Source organism: Microbulbifer magnicolonia (assembly GCF_035117725.1).
GTDB classification, from domain to species: domain Bacteria; phylum Pseudomonadota; class Gammaproteobacteria; order Pseudomonadales; family Cellvibrionaceae; genus Microbulbifer; species Microbulbifer magnicolonia.
In genome coordinates this window covers 590,699-609,629 of the sequence record NZ_JAYEFD010000002.1, presented here as the reverse complement: position 1 = coordinate 609,629, position 18,931 = coordinate 590,699, and the positions used below count along the sequence as shown (strand labels likewise).

Below are 18,931 nucleotides of genomic sequence, written 5' to 3'. Positions count from 1 at the left end.
ACTGTTGTGCACAAGGCGCGACTGGAAGATATCAACAAACTGTTTCTGGATTACCGCCGCCAGTTTGAAATCGGCGATGCGGCACAGGTTGCGGACTTTTACCGTTTCCCGCTGCACTACTATCGGGAAGACGGCAGCAAGCAGGCGGTGGCCAGGGACGAATTCTTGGGGCAGGTGGGCAAGCTGCTGAGGGCCTACCGCCGCCTGCAGGTCAAGCAGATAGTCGGCACGGTGACCGACGTGATCGAACTTAACAACAACAGCAGCCTGGCCACCCTGAACTGGATGCTGCTGACCCCCCGGGGTGACAAGAGCGCGGAGCTCTATAGCTCCACCACCCGCTACCTTGTCACCGACTCGGAAGAGGGCCTGAAAATAGACGGGCTTATCCTGGTGGACGAAACCGCGAAGATCCGCGGCGCAGTGCGTGCACGCAGGAGACAGGTCCAGTGACGGATCGCTACGCGGTAGTCGGCAACCCCATCGCTCACTCGCTGTCGCCGCGCATTCACGGCGCCTTCGCCGCCCAGACCGGTGAGGATATCCGTTACGAAAAGCGGCTGGTGGAAAAGGGCGGCTTCGCGGACTTCGCGCGGGAATTTTTCGCCGCCGGCGGCCGCGGCCTGAACGTCACCATGCCGTTCAAACTGGACGCCTGCGAGTTTGCCGATGAGCTCACCGAAAGGGCCCGCGCCGCAGGCGCGGTCAATACGCTGGCGAAACAGCCCGATGGTAGCGTGCTAGGTGACAACACCGACGGTGCCGGCCTGGTCGCCGATATAAAGAATCACCTGGGCTGGGAGATTCGCGGCAAGCGCGTGCTGCTGCTCGGCGCCGGCGGCGCCACCCGCGGCGCGCTGCTGCCCCTTTTGAACGAGACACCGGCGCAACTGCATATCGCCAACCGCACCGCGGCGAAGGCCGAACAGTTGGCTGAAGATTTTTCCGCGTATGGCCGCGTTACCGCCAGCGGGCTGGACGCGGTGCCGGCAGGTTTTGACCTGGTGGTCAATGCCAGTGCTGCCAGTCTCTCCGGCGAACTGCCGCCGCTGTCGCCGCGCGCGCTGGCGAAGGGGTGCCGCGCCTACGATATGGTCTACGGTGCCGAACCGACACCGTTTATGCGCCGGGCGGCGCAGTTGGGGGCGCAGACCGCCGATGGGCTGGGCATGCTGGTAGGGCAGGCGGCGGAAGCCTTTTACCTGTGGCGGGGGGTGCGCCCGGCAGTGGCGCCGGTGTTGAACATGCTGCGGGCCGAACTGCGCAATACACGCGACGCCAGCGCCGGATAACGCTTTATTACTGATCGGTCACGAAAAGGTGCCGTGACCATCTCGCCAGACTATCGTTCTAGGGCCTGTCCGGGGGCGCGGAACCGTCGAAACCGCCGTGCGGCGTACTTTTCGCCGGAGTTTTGGTATCCTCTCGCCCCTTAATTTGGGCCGGGTCGGGTATTTCCTGTGGCGAGAGCCAGTCCCTCCCCGCTGCCGGCGGCGAATACCGCCGCATCGGCGCGCGCGAAACACTGGAGTTAACCGCAAGTGAAACAACTTCCCTTTGAAAAAGTCACCATCGTGATGGGGTCCCAGTCCGACTGGCCGACCATGGAAATGGCGACCAAGCCCCTCACCGAGCTGGGGGTCCCCTTTGCCACGGCGGTCGTCTCGGCCCACCGCACACCCCAGCGGATGGTGGAGTTCGCCACCAGGGCACACGAATGCGGCACCAAGGTCATTATTGCCGGCGCCGGTGGCTCCGCCCACCTGCCGGGCATGATCGCGGCGCTGACTCCGCTGCCGGTGATCGGCGTACCGGTGGCGAGCAAGTTTATGACCGGCATGGACAGCCTGCTGTCCATTGTGCAGATGCCCAAGGGCGTCGCCGTTGCCACCCAGGCCGTGGGCGCTTCCGGGGCCTATAACGCGGGACTGATGGCGGCGCAGATGCTGTCTCTGTCCGATGCGGAACTGCAGCAGCGCCTGATCGCATGGCGCGAGAACCAGAGCGCAAGCGTTCCATTCGAAGTTGAATAACTTCTGCCCGTCAAATGCAGTGGGCAAATGTTGAGGTGTACCAGAGATGACAGTCAGGCGAGTAGGAATTGTAGGTTGCGGCCAGTTGGCGCAGATGATGGCCCAGGAGGCGCGCCCGCTGGGTATCGAATTCAGTTTCCTCGCCGAGGGCGAAGAGAACACCCGCTGTGTGGAAGGGCTGGGTACCATCGTCCATGCGCGGGAAGGCGATGATATCGAGTCGCTCTACCGCGCCATGGGCAGCCCCGAAGTCATCACCGCCGAGCGCGAACAGGTATCGGTGACACTGCTGCGCGCGCTGGAAAAATTCTGCCCGGTCTACCCGCGCCCCGATGCGTTCGAGACAACCCAGCACCGCCTGCGGGAAAAAACTGCCATCACCGCGGTCGGCCTGCCGGTGGCGCCGTTCCTGCCCGCCAACAATTACGCCGAGATTTGCGCGGCCGTAAAGCAACTCGGTTATCCGTCGTTTATCAAAAGCTGCGAACACGGCTATGACGGCAAGAATCAGTGGCGGGTCAACAGTGATGAAGACCTCGCTGCCATCGCCGACGCGCCCGAACAGGAATACGTGGTAGAGCAGGGTGTGAACTTCTCCCGTGAAGTCTCCCTGATCGGCGCCCGCACCGCGGACGGAAAAGTGGTGACCTACCCACTGGCGGAAAACGACCACTACAGAGGCACATTGCTGGTCTCCACTGCCCCGGCGCCGCACGTCAGTGAAGCGCTGCAGCACACCGCCGAGGAATACCTGGCGAAACTGATGAACGCCTGGGACTATGTGGGCGTGCTGGCCATGGAGTGCTTCGTCACCGAAGACGGATTGCTGATCAATGAACTGGCACCGCGGGTGCACAACAGTGGCCACTGGACCCTCGCCGGTGCGGAAACCAGCCAGTTTGCCAACCATGTGCGCGCGATACTCGGTATGCCGCTGGGGGAAACCCACTGTGATCGCCCCGCGGTGATGATCAATATGCTGGGCGTCGACAAAAAACCGGCACTGCCCAATGAGGGTGTCTGGTCCTACGGCAAGGAACTCCGTCCGGGTCGCAAGATGGGGCATGTGATTCTGCTGGACGACTCTCAGGAAGCGCTTGCTGCGCGTACCGACAGCATGTTGGAAGCGCTCTACGGCCCGTCCAAAAGACCAGCCTGAGCTGAATGGCACCAAGATAAGCGATAAAACTTGCTGCGAAGGGCCTTGTACCGGGGAGTTCTTTGCGGGACTGTGACTCGGGCCATCCATGGCCCTCGCCCTTCGGGCGCCTTCGGCGCCCAAAACGGCCGTCCTGCCGTTTCGTCTGCGAGAGCGACCTCGTGGACAAGCCTACAGGGATGTATTTAGGGGGGCGCCGAGCCCGTGTCCCGCAAAGAACCCCCGGCAGCAGGCCCGCCTCGGCCTTAACTTAGCGCCATTCCCACCTGAGTTTGAACCCCGTCTAAGGTCCACACCGCGAGATCTGGCATACTGATGCCCGCTTTTTCCGCCAGGTAATGTCTGGCGGGGAACAATATATGGAGGTATCAGTGCGAGAATTTATTAAAAACCTTTCAGTCTGCTTCGCCGCTGGCAGCCTTGCCGGACTGGCCTATGCGCTGGGCCTATGGGCCATGGGCCACTACGGCTTCACCCGCTGGCTCGGCGTCGATATAGCGCCCTACCTGTCCAACACCTATCTGTACCAGCGCATCGTCTGGGGCGGTATCTGCGGCCTGATCTTCCTGCTGCCGTGGCAGAAGTCCTGGCTGGCGCGCGGTTTCTTCCTGTCCCTGATTCCGGCCGGCATCCTGTTGCTGCTGCTGTTGCCGATGCGCGGCTACGGCCCCGGCGCGGTCGGCCTCGGCATGATGACACCACTGGTGATTGTGCTCGCCTGTGCCATGGGCGGCATAGCCGCATCGGGTCTGCTGCGCGCCCAGGGCAGGTAGCTATTTTGTAACAACGGCTCAGGGCTGTTGTGTAGGAGCGGCCGTTGGCCGCGATCGATCTTTTCGAACTCTCCGCAGTCCGATCGCGGCCATGGGCCGCTCCTACATGGAAGGGTTGCATCAGGGCTGGTCGTGTTCGGTCAGGTACTGGTTTTTCAGCTTGACGTAATTGGCGGCGGAGTAGCGGAAGAACTCCCGCTCCCTGTCCGACAGCGGCCGCGCCTGCTTGCAGGGGGCGCCGACGTAGAGATAGCCGCTCTCCAGCCTTCTGCCCGGCGGCACCAGGGCGCCCGCGGCGAGCACCACCTCGTCCTCGATCACGGCGCCGTCCAGCACTATGGAACCTATGCCAATCAGCACGCGGCTGCCGACGGTGCAGCCGTGCAGGCAGGCCTTGTGGCCGATGGTCACATCGTCACCGATGATCAGCGGCCAGCCTTCCGCATTGAAGGGGCCGGCGTGGGTGATGTGCAGCACGGCGCCGTCCTGCACGCTGGTGCGCGCGCCAATCTGGATGCGGTGCATATCGCCGCGCACCACGGCCATCGGCCACACAGAGCTGTCGTCGCCCAGCGTTACGTCGCCGATCACCGCCGACTGCGGATCGATATAGACACTGTTGCCGAGCTGGGGGGATTTTTCGGAATCGCTCGCGATACCGCTATTACCATGGGGACGCAGTGGGGACATGCTCAACCTCCTGTACAATCAGTTTCCTATCATAGCTTTATCGTCTTCCACGCACAGGGTGTTGTATGTCCAATCCACCGCTGACCTCGCCTTTGCTAGATATGCCGCTACTGCCGCCGTTCGACCGGCTGCAGCCCGAACAGGTGGAGGCGGCAATCGCGACGCTGATCGAACAGTGCGACCACCAGCTCAAAACCAGCCTGCACCATCCCCGAAAACAAGCGGGCTGGGACAATACCCTGGCACCGCTCGAGGATGTCCAGGACAAGCTCAATCGCGCCTTCTCGCCGGTGAGTCACCTGAACAGCGTGCTGAGCGGCCCCTGGCGCGCGCCCTACGAAGCGGCACTGGCGCAGGTCACCGCCTACTGGACCGAGCTGGGGCAGAACCGCGAGCTCTACGCGGTCTACCAGCAGCTGGCGCAGGCGCCGGAGTTTGCCGACTGGCCGCAGTCGCGCAGAAAGGCCGTCGAGCTGGGGCTGCGAGATTTCGAGTTGAGCGGTGTTGGCCTCGAGGGTGAGGCTCGCGACATATTTGCGGCGAACAGCCGCCGACTGGCGGAGCTCTCCAGCCGCTTCGCCAACAACGTACTCGACGCCACCAACGCCTGGACCTGGCATACCGAAGATGATGCCGAGCTGTCCGGTCTGCCGCAGACGGCGCTGGCCGCCGCCAAAGCGGCGGCGGCAGCGAAGGCGCTGGACGGCTGGCTGATCACGCTGGACGGGCCCAGCTTTCTGGCGGTGATGACCCATGCAGACAACCGCGATCTGCGCCGGCAGGTGCACATCGCCTTTGTCAGCCGCGCATCGGAAGCCGGCCCCAATGCCGGCGAATTCGACAACTCAGGCGTGATGGAGGAGATACTCCGGCTGCGCGCCGAGCAGGCCGGCCTGTTGGGTATGGCCAACTACGCCGAGCTGTCCCTGGCCAGCAAAATGGCGCCGGACACCGACAAGGTGCTCGAATTCCTCAATGACCTGGCCGCGCGCGCCAGGCCCGCGGCGGAGCGCGAGTTCGCCGAGCTGCAGGCCTTCGCGCGGGACACGCTCGCCCTGGACGAACTGCAGCCGTGGGATATCGCCTGGGCGGCGGAGAAGCTGAAGCAGGAGCGCTACGCCGTCAGCCAGGAGGAGCTGCGACCCTACTTCCCCTACCAAAGGGTGCTGAACGGTCTGTTCACCGTCGTGGAAAAACTGTTTGGCGTGACCGTGGAGGAGGACGCCTCCGTAGCCGGGTGGCACAAAGACGTGCAGTACTTCTGGCTGCGCAGAAACGGCGAGCGCATCGCCGGCTTCTATCTCGACCCCTTCGCCCGCGAGCGCAAGCGCGGCGGTGCCTGGATGGACACGGTCTCTGTGCGCCGCCAGACGCCCGCGGGTCTGCAACTGCCGGTGGCCTACCTGGTGTGCAACTTCAGTTCCGCCTCCGGCGACACGCCGTCGCTGCTGACCCACTACGAGGCCAGCACGCTGTTTCACGAGTTTGGCCACGGCCTGCACCATATGCTCACGCAGATCGATGTGGCGGCCGTCTCCGGCATCAACGGTGTGGCCTGGGACGCGGTCGAACTGCCGAGCCAGTTCCTGGAGAACTGGTGCTGGCAACCGGAAGTGCTCGCGATGATCTCCGGCCACTACGAAAGTGGCGCTCCGCTGCCGCAGGAATTGCTGGACAAGATGCTCGCAGCCAGGAACTTCCAGTCGGCGATGTTTACCGTGCGCCAGCTCGAATTCGCCCTGTTCGATTTCCGCCTGCACTGCCTGGCGCGGGGTGCGAGCGCGGCGGACATCCAGCAGCTGCTGGACGAGGTGCGCGCACAGGTGACGGTGGTGCCGGTGGCGAAGGAAAACCGTTTCCAGCACGGCTTCAGCCATATTTTTGCCGGCGGCTATGCCGCCGGTTACTACAGCTACAAATGGGCGGAAGTGCTGTCCGCGGATGCCTTTTCCCTGTTCGAGGAGAAGGGTATTTTCGATGCGGAAACCGGCCAGCAATTTCTGCGCAGTATCCTCGAGCAGGGCGGCAGCCGCGACGCGCTGGAACTGTTCACGGAATTTCGCGGCCGCGAGCCTGAAATAGATGCCCTGTTGCGGCACTCGGGTATCGAGCAGCTCGAGCTGAATATCAACCCGGCATAAGAAATATTGAATTAACGCAATGATTGAGCAGTATCTTTGAGCATGAATGACGACAGCCACAAGCGGGACAAGCCGCAGAAGAAACGTTTTATTGCCGGTGCCGTTTGTCCGCGCTGCAGTGCCATGGACCGGATTGTCAATTACCGGGAAGACGGCAAGAACTATCGCGAGTGCATCGAATGTGGCTTCAAGGATGAGATTCGCCTGCAGTCATCGCCGCAAGAGCCGACCACCAGGGTAACTGCGGCGGACAAAAAGGAAGTGCAGGAGACACCGGTAAAAATTATTCAACCGCCGAAAAAATAACAATAGTGAAAAAAATCTATCTGCTGCTGGCTGTCGCCCTGGCCGTCGCCATCACCGGCCTCTACGGGCTCAATGCCTACCGGGAATCGCGCGAGCAGCAGCGCGAACAGACGGCGCACCTGCTCGCCAGCTGCGTCAACCAGGGCCTGCTGGCCCTGTTTCGATTGCAGGCCAATGACTGGCGCGCGCGCCCGGATTTTTACCGTGCGCAGGAACAGAAGCTCGCAGAGGCGGCGGCGCAGCTGCCGCAGCAACTGCTCGAAGGTCGCCCCTTCGCCGAGTGGCAGCAGGCCAGCGCCATCTGCGAACAGCTGACCCGGCACAGCAACCTGCAACATGCGACTATCTTCGAGCCGCTTGCCCAGTTCACCGCCCGGGAGATGTCGGACAGCCGCACGCTGAAGAATCGCGATTCGCTGCGGCGGCGTCAGCGGGTTATCGACCGACTGAAGAATGCCTCGCAGGCAGCGGAACGCTACCTGCTGGACCTGCGCGCAGATATCCAGAGCCAGCTGAATGCCAGTGGTCTTTCGCAGCCGAGTCGCGAGCGGGCGCTCGAGCGGATCGATGCCGAAGTGCTGGACTATTACCGGCGCGGCAATTTCTCCAGGCGTCAGGTCGATGCACACTTGCAGCGTGTAGAGCGCTACTATGCGCTGCTGGCAGATAATCCCCGCGGCTACCGCCTGCGCAACGGCACGCTGATTTTCCACGACGGAAGCCTGCGACGGGAAATCGACGAACTCGGCAGTGCAATTCTGCAGGGGGAGAATGCGTTCTTCGCCAACTGGCAACAGATAGTCCAGCGGCAGCAGCAGCGGATAGATGAGGTGTAAAAATAGCGAGCGGGCACTGTTATCGATTATTCTGCCCGCTCAATACGACCATCCTGGGTTTTTATTATCTTATTCAGACTCTGACGCCGCTAAGCGCACTAATGCAGCGTATAGGTATCCAGTTCAGCGACCAGCGGCCGCAGTCCAATCTCCAGTTCTCCGGCAAAATCCGGCCAGGTTCCGGGGGTATCGTTAAAGCGCTGTCGACACAGGATCATCGCCACGAGGCTGTCGGGAGCCAGTCGCTGCACGCGAAAAGGCCGTCCCAGATCGATACAGATCTCATCCAGCTCGCTGGCAAGCTGCTCGCCGAGCAAATCCCTCACCACCATATTCGCCACCATCGGGTCCATCGGTAACAGTGGCATGCGACAGGCCGGCTGCAGCTGCTCATTGATCTCTTCCAATGCGCGGTGGGCCAGATAGGCATCGTCCAGCAGCGCCGCGAGGCCGACGTGGTCGGGATGTCGCTCCGGCGGAGTGGCAAAACTGTGACCAATCACTGCGCGTACCGGAGTGAAATCCAGCCCCGCCACCTGGCACAACTGTTCGACTTGCCACAGCCATTCGGGTACGGCCTGGATATAGCGAATGACGAAGCAGATTAGCCGCTGTGGGCCGTCTTGCGGGGGCAGAGAGATACTGCGGTGCAGCCTGGGCAGCGTGCGCTTGAGCGCGCTTTGGAAGTCCCGCTTGTGATGTTCGAGGGTAACCGCGCGGGCGATACATTGTTGCATCAGTCGGTAGTCGTCGAATATTTCTGCCAATTCACTCTGCCAACGGCGGTATCCCCTTTTCCGTTTCCTTGCGCTGTGGCAATACGACCTAACGAAAAAAGAAGATGGTTAGTACCGTCGCTCCAGTCACATCCACGATTTGCTTAAAGTGTAGTAGCGATAATAAATGAGCAAACCCAAAGAGCGTGCGCTAGTCCACAAAAAAAGGCTAAACCAGACGCCATGGTTGCCCCAACTGCGTGTCAGCCACCAGGCGGGAAAGAAAATCAGCACTGTGGCGATAAACATCGTATCGCGCATCTGCCGGCTTTTTCCCGCGCCGATAAATATGCCATCCAGCTGGTAACTCCACACCGCCAGCAGCGGCAGGGCGCAGAGCCACCAGTACACCTGTCGTGCCTCGGCGATAACGGTATCGATATCGGTGAACAGCGGCAGTATCAGAGATCGCCCGCTCAGCAGAATCACCGTGAGCGCGCAGGCACTCCCCAGTGCCCAGAGCCCGGCACTGTGTACCGTAGCGTGAAACATGCGGGGGGATTTTCTGGATACTGAATCTCCCACCAGCGCTTCCGTTGCATGGGCAAAGCCGTCCAGTGCGTAAGCGGTCATCATCAGCAACTGCAGCAGTATGGCATTCGCCGCGAGCACACTGTCGCCCTGCGCGGCCCCCTGGGCGGTAAAGAAAGTCAGTGTCAGCAATAACAGGCAGGTGCGGATAAAGAGATCGCCATTGATGCGCAGCAACTCCAGCCACGCCGCCCGCGCCCGCCAGGGCCAAAAATCGGCCCTGTGCAAATAGTGCGAAATCCGGCCGTATATGTCGTGGTTCACGCGACCTAGCAACCGCAGACCCAGGAGAAATGCGCAGACATCGGCAAAGACGGTCGCCAGGGCCGCGCCCCGTGCACCCAGGCCGAGCCCGAGAATCAATACAAAATCGAGCGCGATGTTCAGCAGGTTGGCGGCCAGCAGGATATACAGCGGCGCGCGGCTGTCCTGGCGCCCGATAAAAAACCCGAGCAGGGCAAAATTCGCCAGCGCCAGCGGTGCGCTCCACAGGCGAATCTGCAGGTAGGCGAGGGCGTGGGGCGCCGACTGCGTTCCGGCATTCATCCACTGCACGATCACACCCAGCAGCGGTGACGCCAGCAGCAATAGTGCAAGGCCGAGCAGCAGTGCCAGCAGCAGCGCGCGGAGCAGCCATGCCTCGCCACCATCGGCGCTACGCGCTACCAGCCCGGTGGTGCCCATGCGCAGGAAGCCAAACGCCCACAGCAGCATCGACATCACGCTCGCGCCAATCGCCACCCCGGACAGGTACTCTGGGGAGGGCAGGTGACCGAGGATCGCCGTGTCCACTGCACCGAGCAGTGGCACCGAGATATTGCTGAGGATCATCGGCCAGGCCAGGCTCCACACCCGCAGCGGCGAGACGCGATCGGCGGCGGTGAATTGCATGGCCAAGTTCGGTAAACGCGGTGACTTTAATTCAGGGTTTGTCGAACCAGTTTACCGCGCGTGCCGCCGGGTCGAAATCCCAGTGCACGTGCTTGGTTTCCATAAAGCTGAATAATCCCTCCTCGCCCAGTTCGCGGCTGTGGGAGCCACTGTGCTTCATACCGCCGAAAGGCCCGGCGACATTGTCCGGCAGCGGATCGTTGATCCACACGGTGCCGGCCTTGACGTCGAGAAAGAACTGGCGGATCTGCTGCGGATTGTGGCCCATAAACACGGCGCCGAGGCCATAGGCGGTGCCGTTGACCAGTTCGATCGCCTGCTCGATGGTCTGGTAAGGCGCGACGGCCACCGTCGGTCCGAAGGTCTCCTCCTGCATGCACAGCATATCGGGGCGGGCGTCGGCGATGATGGTCGGTTCGAAAAAATAGCCCCGCGCGTGTCGCGCGCTGCGCTGGCCGCCGCTCAGGATGCGCGCGCCCTTCGCCCGTGCGTCGGCGATATGGCGCTCGACCTTGGCGAAGCCGCTGGCATCGCACATGGGGCCTATGTCGGTATCCGGGTCGAGGCCGTCGCCGAGCCGCAGCGCTGAGACCACCGCGGTCAGCTCCTCCAGAAAGCGGGGGTAGATGGACTCTGCCACGAACACCCGCTCGGTGGAGGTGCAGATCTGGCCCGCGTTCCACATCGAGGAGGTGGCGATGGCGCGCGCGGCCAGTGCCGGGTCCATATCCTCGGCGATCACCGCCGCATCCTTGCCGCCCAGTTCCAGGTGCAGGTTCTTCACCTGGTGCGCGGTCGCGCGGATGATGTGCTGGCCCACCGCGGTGGAGCCGGTGAAGGCGATGGTCGGCACATCGGGGTGGGTGGTCAGCGCATCGCCTATCTTGTTCCCGCAGCCGGTAACGATATTGATCACCCCGGGCGGGAAGTGGGCCAGTACCTGCTCGGCGAGTTTCAGCGTAGCCAGCGGGGTCTTTTCCGACGGTTTGACGATCACCGTGTTGCCGGCGGCGAGCGCCGGGGCAATTTTCCAGAAGAGCAACAGCAGCGGATAGTTGAACGGAATGATGCAGGCGGTGGGCCCGTAGGGTTCGCGCATCACGAAATTGAACGCGGTCTCGTTGTCCGGGGGGATCACCTTGCCGATGCCGTTCCTGATCAGCTGCGCATAGTAGTCGATCGTATTGAGGCAGATGTCGAGCTCCTCGCGGTGCTCGGCCAGCGCCTTGCCCTGTTCGTGGGTCAGCAGCTGTTCGAACTCCTCGCGGCTGGCCTCGAGCTTCTGTGACATCTGCTTCAGGTGGTCGCAGCGCTCGCGCGCCGGCAGCTTGCGCCAGCCCGCGAAGGCGCGCTTCGAGCTGGCCACGGCCAACTCGATGTCTGCGATGGTGGCATTGGGCACCGTATCCAGCATCTCCTCGGTGGCGGGATTGATGACTGCGAGTGTTTCGCCGTCGGCCGCATCGCACCAGCGGCCATCGATATACATCTGCATTTATTCTTCTCCCCGGTGTTCTCTCTGTTTGTCAGTGCATTAACTTTTCCAGCCGGCCTGCGGCCGCTGCCGCCAGCCGTTTCCGCCAACGGGGCGCGTCCGCGCTCAGGCACAGCTGTTCCTCCCAGGCGAACACCCGGTTGATGGTCTTGTAGGCGAGCCAGCGCAGGGGTTCCGGCTCCCAGCGCCGCAGCGCGGCTTCGACGGGGCCGCCGTGCGCCCAGGGCATGTTCGCCAGTGCCGATGGCCGCTCCAGCATCAGATCGGCCAGCGTGCGCGCCATCAGGTTGGAGGCGCCCACGCCCTCGCCGACATAGCCGCCTGCCAGGGCGAAACCGCTATCCCGGTCGAACACGGCATGGGGCCGGTAGCCCCGCGGTATGCCCAGCGAGCCGGCCCAGGCGTGGGTGATGCGCGCGTGTTCCAGTGAGGGAAAGAAATCCAGCAGGTAGCGGCGCTGCTGTGCTATTTCCTCCGGGCTCAGCGCGGCTGCCCGGCGAATGCGCGCACCGAACTCATAGGAACCGCGCGCGCCGAACAGCAGGCGACCGTCCGCGGTGCGCTGCGCATAGGAAATCAGCCTGCTGAGATCGGAGAATGCGGGCCGCGCAGCAAAGCCCAGTTCCCGCCACTGGTCCGCGGTAAGCGGCTCTGTCACCAGTATCTTGCTGGCGACCGGAATCGTGTGTCTCGGCAGGGCCGCGCGCGCGCTCGCGGAATAGGCCTCCAGCGCGGCAACGACCGTGCGCGCGCGCACCCTCGCCTTATCCGCCTGGAGATAGCGCGGAGCCATTGCGCGAACCGGTGTGCGCTCGAAAATCTGCACACCCAGTGCCTCGACGGTAACGGCCAGGGCGCGCACCAGGCGCACGGGATTGATGGTGGCGACGTGCGGTGTGTAGATGGCGCCGCGGCAGCCGCGCACGCGGACCATTGCAGTTGCCTCTGTGGCGTCCAGCCAGCGGTAATCGGCCGCGCCGAAACCCTGAGCGCGCAGGTCCGCCAGCAGGGCGCGCGCGCGGCGGGCCTGTTCGTCGAAGCGCGCCGCCGCAAACAGACCGCCGCCGCGGTGGAAGTCGCAGTCGATGCCCTCCGCCGCCAGCACCCGTTCGACTTCCGGAATGATGCCGCGAATCTGCGCGCGCGCCTCGTCCGCGGCAACCGGATCCAGGTCCCGCAACATCGCGCCGCTGCCCTCGAGCGCACTCATCAGCCAGCCGCCGTTGCGCCCGGAAGCGCCGTAGCAGGCGGTCTCCGCCTCGAGCACGGCGATCGACAGTTCCGGCGCCAGCTGCTTGAGATAGTAAGCGGTCCAGAGGCCGGTAAAGCCGGCCCCGGCAATGGCCACATCGACGTCGAGGTCGCGCGTCAGCGGCGCGCGCGGCGAGATCGCTACATCGAGGCTGTCGAACCAGTAGCCGAGATCGCGGTAACGACTGTCCATCGACGCTGCTGGGCCGGGTTCAGGCGGCGCCCGCGGCGGCGGTGGCCGCCCGCTGTGCGCGTTCGTTGACAGCGATCAGTATCTCGCCGACGGCGATGGCGATCAGCGCGCCGATCAGCACCGGCCACTGCACGCCTTCACCCGGGGTATAACAGAAGAGCGCCACCGACAGCACCAGTATGGCGACGCAGGTCCAGGTCAGCAGCGCGGCGACGGTGGCACCGCCCGGCACCCGGTATGGCCGCGGCACCGCCGACTCCAGCGAGCGCAGCTTCAGAAACGCCAGCACCATGCCGATATAGGGCAGCAGGAAGAGCACCGCACTGAAGGCGAACAGCGACCAGAACAGCTCCTCGTTGGAACCGGCCATAAACCCGTACAGGAGCAGTACCGAAGTGCTGATGCAGCCGGTGGCAATCGCCGCGCCCACCGGTGTGCCGAAGCGCGGGTGCTCGCGGCCGAGGAATGCCGGCAATTCGCCGTCATTGGCCGCGGCGGCGCCCGCGGTGTTTACGCCGATACACCAGGTCACGCCATTGGACAGGAAGGTAAACAGCGCGGCGATACCGAGCGCCATTACCAGGGCATCGCCGGCCGCGCTGCCGCCGAAGAAGAGGCGCAGCGTATCCAGCAGCCCCTCCACCAGGTTGATGTCATCCAGCGGGATCGCGGTCAGCACCGCCCAGGTTCCGAGTGTGTACAGCGTGATAATGGTGATGCCGGCGAGCAGTACTGCGCGCGGTACATTGCGCGCGGGTTTGTCGATGGCATCACTGTTGGCGCACATCAGCTCGAAACCGAGCAGGCCGTAGATGATCACGGGAATATACTGCAGGCTGTTGCTCCAGTCCGGCGTCAGTGCTTGCAGGGTGACGGCGTTGGCCATGCCGTGCTCGCCGACATACAGGAAACAGCCGGCGACGACCGCGCCGAAGATCAGAATCTTCAGCACGGCGCCGAGATTGGGCACCCACTTGCCGATATCCAGCGTGACGACGTTGATCGCCACTGCGATCCAGGAGAGCAGTATGCCGATGGCGATCTGCCAGGCGAGGGAGAGATCCGGCGCGAACAGCTGGCTGAAGACCCCGGCGAACAGGATGAAGATGGCCGGCATCCACAGGGCGTTGTTGATCCAGTAACCCCAGATGGCGCGCGTCGCCCAGCGGCCGCCGTAGGCGCGGCGAATCCAGGCGTAGATACCGCCGTGCTCCGGCCATGTCGTGCCGAGTTCGGCGCTGATCAGACCAATCGGCAAATAGAACACCAGTCCGAGAAACACCCACCAGAAGATACTCGAGACCCCGACTGCCGCGGCGCCCGCCAGCGTCTCCAGCAACAGGCTGGCGGACACGGTGTAGAGGACCAGGTCGGTCAGTTTCAGGGCCTTGTGGTTACCCGCATTCGTCATAAAAGAATCCGCTTAAACAGGTTCGGTAATGACGCCCTGATCGCGCAGTTCCGCAATCATCGGCGCCAGCTGCTCAGAATATTTTTTCCAGCGCCCCAGCGAGCGGGTGTGCACCGGCTCGCGCACCTGTGCGGCACTCGCGGTAGATACCGCGTGGGTCTGGCGGTGGAACTGCAGGCAGGCATCCTCCCAGGGCAATTCCAGCTGGTCGATCAGGCGTCTCGCGCTGTTGTCGAGGTCGGTTACCGCCTCCTCGTAGGCGATATCCACAAAGCGGTTGGGGAAGCGCTGCCGCCAGGTATCCATCAGTCGGCGGTAGCGTGCGTGATGCCGGGCCATCTCGCGCTGGTCGTAGGAATGCAGGTAGGCGTCGGCAAACAGCTGTTTGAAGCTGGCGAAGCAGGCGTCCATCGGCTCCCGGGTCAGGTGCACGATCTTCGCGTTGGGCAGCGCCTTCAGGATCAGGGGGATCAACAGGTAGTTCTGCGGCAACTTGTCCACGAAGCGCGGCCGGTCGCCGCGCATCTTAGCACTGGTTTTCAGGTAGAGCGCGCCCAGTTTATGCATGTCCAGCGCGCGCGCCTGCGCGAACAAGCCGGCGGAAAAACGCTTCGGCTCCGTGTGGTTGCTGAGCCGCCGCATGGCGAGTCCGAACTGCTGCAGCTCGCCGGCCGAGTGCACCTGGGAATGACTCGTGATGATGCGCTCGATCAGCGTGGTGCCGGTGCGCGGCTGCCCGAGCACGAAGATCGGCGCGGGATCCGGGTCGCCCTCGGGCAGCGCGTCGAACCACTCGCGGGTGAACGCCCGCTCGAGATAGTCAAACATCTCGATCTCCGCCGCCTCGTCGTACTCCACCGTCTTGCGGCGCTCGGCGGCGCCGCGGCTGAAGGCGTCGAAGGCGCGCTGCCACTCGCCCAGGTCTTCGCACTCCTTGCCGATCGCGTAGTAGTAGAAAGCGCGCACCCGCGGCGAACCGCTACCCTCGGCGAGGCGCTCCATCTGCCGGATATGCGCGTCGTCAGTGGCCCGGCGCGCGCCGGCCATATGCCAGTGCGCCTGCGGGCTGTCCGGGCGCAGGTGGATGATTCTCTCGAACAGCGCCCGGGCCTCTTCGAGTTCGCCGCCGTATACGAGGTTGTTGGCGAGATTGAGCAGGTAGGGCGGGTGGTCCGGCTGCAGCCGGTTGGCGCTGTGGAAACACTGTCGCGCGACACCGTAATCGCCCATCAGCGAGTAAATGGAACCGAGCAGGTCCTGTACCAGCGGGTCCGTGGACGGGTACTTGAGCGCTTCCGCCAGCGCCGCGTCGGCCGCGTTGACCTGGCCCTCGCCCATATGGAGCCGGGCCAGCTGTGCCCAGGCCGCCGGGTGGTTCCGCTGCAGTTTGACCACCGAACTGAAGGCGCTGAAGGCGATCTTGCGGTTCCTGGATTCGAGGGCGACGAGGCCGACGAGAAAGTGGCCCTGCACCAGATCCGGCTGGATGCGCAGGACCTGCTGGCAGCAGTCGGAGGCGCGCTGGATGTCGCCGGCGGACAGCGCCTGCATGCCTCGTTGCAACAGTGACTGGAGATGTTGAAGCCTTTCGAGCCGCGCGGTTGATTCGATCATCGGTACTGCCCCGCTTGTTGTTATTACCTCTGGGATTCCCCGGCCCGTTGGGGAAGGGCGGCAGCCGCGGGCGCGGCCGCCGCCGGGGTTTGACCCCTGTCAGTATGCACCCGTTGCGCGATCAGTCGAAGTCCATGCCGAAGCGCAGGCCCAGGGTGCGCGGCCGCTTGGGCCCGAAGAAGTGCGAAGGCAGCACGCCGCCGTTGTTGTTGAGACCGTCCCAGGTAAATTCGTTGGTCAGGTTCTCCGCGTAGGCGTCGACACGCCAGTTGCTGTCGGACTCGTAGCCCAGGCGCAGGGTCACGTCCTGATAGGGATCTATCATGGTGGTTTCGAGCCCTTCCCAGCCGCCGCCGCGCTCGCCCTCCCAGAAGATTTCCAGGCTGCTGGTCAGCATACCCGCCCCCAGCGGATAGTGGGCGTCGAGCACCACGGCGCCGGACCACTCCGGCGCCCAGAACAGCGGGCTGCCCTCGCAGGCGTTGTCGCCGCTGGCGCAGATGCCCTGAATCCCGCTCGCCTCGCTGTCCAGCCAACCGACATTGAACAGCACATTGAAGTTGTCCGTGACCACCGCGGTAATCGAGGTCTCGATGCCGCGCGCGTCGACATTGCCGGCGTTCTTGATGATCGCGGCACCGCCATCGGCCACCACCACCTGCAGGTCGGTGTAGTCGTAGGTGAACGCGGACACATCAAAGTTGGCGCGGCCGTCGAACAGGGTGTTCTTGTAGCCGATCTCCCAGGAGTCCACCAGCTCGGGCGCAAACTTGTTGGGCGAGAAGCCGTCGCCCTGGGCGATATCGACGTTGCCGATGGCCGGGTTGCCGTCGGCATCGCTGCCCAGGTTGAAGGTGCCGAAACCGCCGGACTTGAAGCCCTCGGTAAAGCTGGCGAACAGCATGCCGCCGTCTTCGAACCGGTACTTGGCGATGGCCCGCGAGGTCAGCTTGTCCCAGGAGGCGCTGTCGGTGATGTAGCCGTCGGTCGAGAAGCCATAGGCCCAGTAGGGGCCGAGGTCGCTCGCCGGGGTCGGCACGTAGATAGCGAAATCCTTGGTGTCCCTGGTGTAGCGCAGGCCCACGCCCAGGCTCAGGGCCTCGGTGATGGCGTAGTCCAGGTCGACGTAGCTGGCCCAGCCGGAGTAGTCGCCTTTGACGAAGCCGGTCTCCACCAGCTTGCCGTCCGCCGCCGGGCTGAAGGGCGAGCCGTAGTAGGCGTAGAGGTCGGCGCAGCCACTGAAGTTGGTGCCATTGTAGTAGTAGCCGTAGTACTGGCACATGATGTCTTCGTCACCGGAGAACTTGAACTCTGCGTCTATCTTCTCCTTGTAGAAGGAGGCTCCGGCATACCAGGACAGGGGGCCTTCGGTGTCGGAAGTCAGGCGGAACTCCTGCTGGAAGTAGTCGCCCTGCTGGCCCTGCTGATAGTCGATGATGTTCAGCGGGGTGCCGTCGTAGTCCTCGGTGTAGAAGTAATCGTGGTCCTTGTAGCCGGTGTTGGAGCTCAGCACCAGCTCGCCAAAGTCGTACTCGACGTGCACGCCGAGCGTGGCGATCCTGGCATCGTCGTTGTCGCCGAGGGTGTGGTCCAGGTCCGCATCGCCGTCGCCGCCGCGAATGTCGAGGTCGCCGATCGCCGCCTGGAAGCTGTCCCAGATATCGCCCTGCTCGATAGCGCGGTACACCGAGCCGGACTGCTTGCGGTTCTCGTACTCGGCCATGGTGTTGACGGTCAGCTGGTCCGATTCGTAGGTCGTCGACCAGCGCAGGGCCTTCTTGTCGTGCTCGATCAGGTCGTCGGAGCCCGGGTAGTAATTCTTGACGAAGCCATCCTCCTGGGAGGAATAGCCGGCGAAGCGCATCGCAAACTTGTCATTCACCGGCAGGTTGACCGCCCCCTCGAGCGCAAAGTGGCCGCGCTGCGCCAGGTCGGTTTCGATATAGCCGGTGGTGCCGTCGCCGATCTGGGCCTTGCGCGTGTGCACACTGAAGGCGCCGCCGATGGAGTTGCGCCCGAACAGGAACCCCTGGGGACCGCGCAGGATCTCCGAGCGCTCCATGTCGTACATGCTGGTGACGGCGGAGCCGTTGCGCCCTTCGTACAGGTCGTTCTTGAAGAAGGCTGCCGAGGGGTCGCCGCCCACGCCGAAGTCCTGGGTGCGGATGCCGCGCACACTGATCGCGTCGATGAAGCTGTCCTGGCTGTTGCCGGTAACTCCCGGGGTAAAGGACACCAGGTCCTTCACATCGTTGATATTCACCTTCTGCGTGAAATCGCCGGACATCGCCGTAATTGCCAGGGGCACGTCCTGCGCGGACTCTTCGCGCTTGGTCGCGGTCACGGTGACTTCCTCGATCGTCAGCACCTGTGCGTGGGCGGTGCCGATCATTGCGGAGGCCAGTACGGCGGAGGCAACGGCGCGGGCGAGTTTGGTTTTCTGTATATCCAGTGTCTGCGGATCCGGGCGCTCTTCTCGGGCTGCGGTCATGGTGGTCCCCATTTTTTATCGTCCTGTGCATACCATTGCACGTTCAGCGGTTTGCTCAATTCCCCAAATGGGGTAAAAAGGGGGTGCGGGCTTTATCGGTCTGCCCGCAACTAATGGACACGAGGTATCCGCAGTTTGATGGGGAAGCTCTCGAACCGATAACTATTCTGCGAGCGCGCGCTGTTGCGGGTGGCAAGCCTTTTGCTGGACATATGCCGCAAGGGTAGCGGCCGGGATACTGCGAGCGCCTGTCGTGGGCCGCGTAATGCGGCGGAAGCGGGTCACCCCGGAAACCGTTCGAAGAACCCCTGTAAATAACCGGTTAGTCAGCTTGGGCGCT

The 18,931-nt window shown here is 63.4% G+C and carries 16 protein-coding genes; 8 read left to right on the top strand and 8 right to left on the bottom strand.

Going from position 1 to position 18,931, the window contains the following annotated elements:
* Positions 1–6 precede the first annotated feature (6 nt).
* The 5 genes from RRF64_RS11895 (at position 7) to RRF64_RS11875 (ending at position 3,965) form a co-directional block, all read left to right on the top strand.
* Positions 7–453 (top strand): hypothetical protein, encoded by a 447-nt coding sequence (locus tag RRF64_RS11895; protein WP_323846102.1) that lies wholly within the window; start codon positions 7–9, stop codon positions 451–453.
* A complete protein-coding gene (gene aroE, locus RRF64_RS11890) occupies positions 450–1,292 on the top strand; it encodes a shikimate dehydrogenase (RefSeq protein ID WP_323846101.1) in 843 nt (280 codons plus the stop codon). The genes RRF64_RS11895 and aroE overlap by 4 nt, the downstream gene beginning before the upstream one ends.
* 249 nt (positions 1,293–1,541) lie before the next feature.
* Complete coding sequence (gene purE / locus RRF64_RS11885) at positions 1,542–2,033, top strand: 5-(carboxyamino)imidazole ribonucleotide mutase (protein ID WP_323846100.1); 492 nt, start codon at positions 1,542–1,544, stop codon at positions 2,031–2,033.
* Between the two features lie 46 nt (positions 2,034–2,079).
* The gene (locus RRF64_RS11880) at positions 2,080–3,192 is read left to right on the top strand and encodes a 5-(carboxyamino)imidazole ribonucleotide synthase (protein WP_323846099.1); all 1,113 of its coding nucleotides are present in this window, start codon (positions 2,080–2,082) and stop codon (positions 3,190–3,192) included.
* Positions 3,193–3,563: 371 nt separating this feature from the next.
* On the top strand, positions 3,564–3,965 hold the full coding sequence (locus RRF64_RS11875) for a hypothetical protein (protein WP_323846098.1): 402 nt from the start codon (positions 3,564–3,566) through the stop codon (positions 3,963–3,965).
* Between the two features lie 120 nt (positions 3,966–4,085).
* Here the strand turns inward: RRF64_RS11875 and RRF64_RS11870 are convergent, their stop codons facing one another.
* Positions 4,086–4,655 (bottom strand): gamma carbonic anhydrase family protein, encoded by a 570-nt coding sequence (locus RRF64_RS11870; RefSeq protein WP_323846097.1) that lies wholly within the window; start codon positions 4,653–4,655, stop codon positions 4,086–4,088.
* A 65-nt stretch (positions 4,656–4,720) separates the two neighbouring features.
* Between RRF64_RS11870 and RRF64_RS11865 the strand changes: the two genes are divergently transcribed.
* From RRF64_RS11865 to RRF64_RS11855, 3 genes are read left to right on the top strand one after another with little or no spacing between them, the layout of a single operon-like run.
* On the top strand, positions 4,721–6,796 hold the full coding sequence (locus tag RRF64_RS11865) for a M3 family metallopeptidase (protein WP_323846096.1): 2,076 nt from the start codon (positions 4,721–4,723) through the stop codon (positions 6,794–6,796).
* Positions 6,797–6,838: 42 nt separating this feature from the next.
* Positions 6,839–7,102 (top strand): YheV family putative zinc ribbon protein, encoded by a 264-nt coding sequence (locus RRF64_RS11860; protein ID WP_323846095.1) that lies wholly within the window; start codon positions 6,839–6,841, stop codon positions 7,100–7,102.
* Positions 7,103–7,107: 5 nt separating this feature from the next.
* Positions 7,108–7,938 (top strand): hypothetical protein, encoded by an 831-nt coding sequence (locus RRF64_RS11855; protein WP_323846094.1) that lies wholly within the window; start codon positions 7,108–7,110, stop codon positions 7,936–7,938.
* 98 nt (positions 7,939–8,036) lie between these two features.
* Here RRF64_RS11855 and RRF64_RS11850 read toward each other — a convergent pair whose 3' ends face one another.
* The 7 genes from RRF64_RS11850 to RRF64_RS11820 all read right to left on the bottom strand — a co-directional run bounded on the left by RRF64_RS11850 (position 8,037) and on the right by RRF64_RS11820 (position 18,591).
* On the bottom strand, positions 8,037–8,705 hold the full coding sequence (locus RRF64_RS11850; protein ID WP_323846093.1) for a hypothetical protein: 669 nt from the start codon (positions 8,703–8,705) through the stop codon (positions 8,037–8,039).
* Between the two features lie 96 nt (positions 8,706–8,801).
* Positions 8,802–10,136: an MATE family efflux transporter gene (locus RRF64_RS11845; RefSeq protein ID WP_323846092.1), complete on the bottom strand. Its 1,335-nt coding sequence runs from the start codon at positions 10,134–10,136 to the stop codon at positions 8,802–8,804.
* A gap of 31 nt (positions 10,137–10,167) precedes the next feature.
* Positions 10,168–11,631, bottom strand: coding sequence for an aldehyde dehydrogenase family protein (locus RRF64_RS11840; protein ID WP_323846091.1), 1,464 nt, complete (start codon positions 11,629–11,631; stop codon positions 10,168–10,170).
* Positions 11,632–11,662: 31 nt separating this feature from the next.
* Positions 11,663–13,075 carry an NAD(P)/FAD-dependent oxidoreductase gene (locus tag RRF64_RS11835; protein ID WP_323846090.1) on the bottom strand — a complete coding sequence of 471 codons (1,413 nt, stop codon included), beginning with the start codon at positions 13,073–13,075 and terminating at the stop codon, positions 11,663–11,665.
* A gap of 19 nt (positions 13,076–13,094) precedes the next feature.
* Complete coding sequence (locus RRF64_RS11830; protein ID WP_323846089.1) at positions 13,095–14,486, bottom strand: APC family permease; 1,392 nt, start codon at positions 14,484–14,486, stop codon at positions 13,095–13,097.
* Positions 14,487–14,498: 12 nt separating this feature from the next.
* Positions 14,499–16,100 (bottom strand): tetratricopeptide repeat-containing sulfotransferase family protein, encoded by a 1,602-nt coding sequence (locus RRF64_RS11825; protein ID WP_323846088.1) that lies wholly within the window; start codon positions 16,098–16,100, stop codon positions 14,499–14,501.
* 121 nt (positions 16,101–16,221) lie between these two features.
* On the bottom strand, positions 16,222–18,591 hold the full coding sequence (locus tag RRF64_RS11820) for a TonB-dependent receptor (RefSeq protein ID WP_323846087.1): 2,370 nt from the start codon (positions 18,589–18,591) through the stop codon (positions 16,222–16,224).
* Positions 18,592–18,931: the final 340 nt, after the last annotated feature.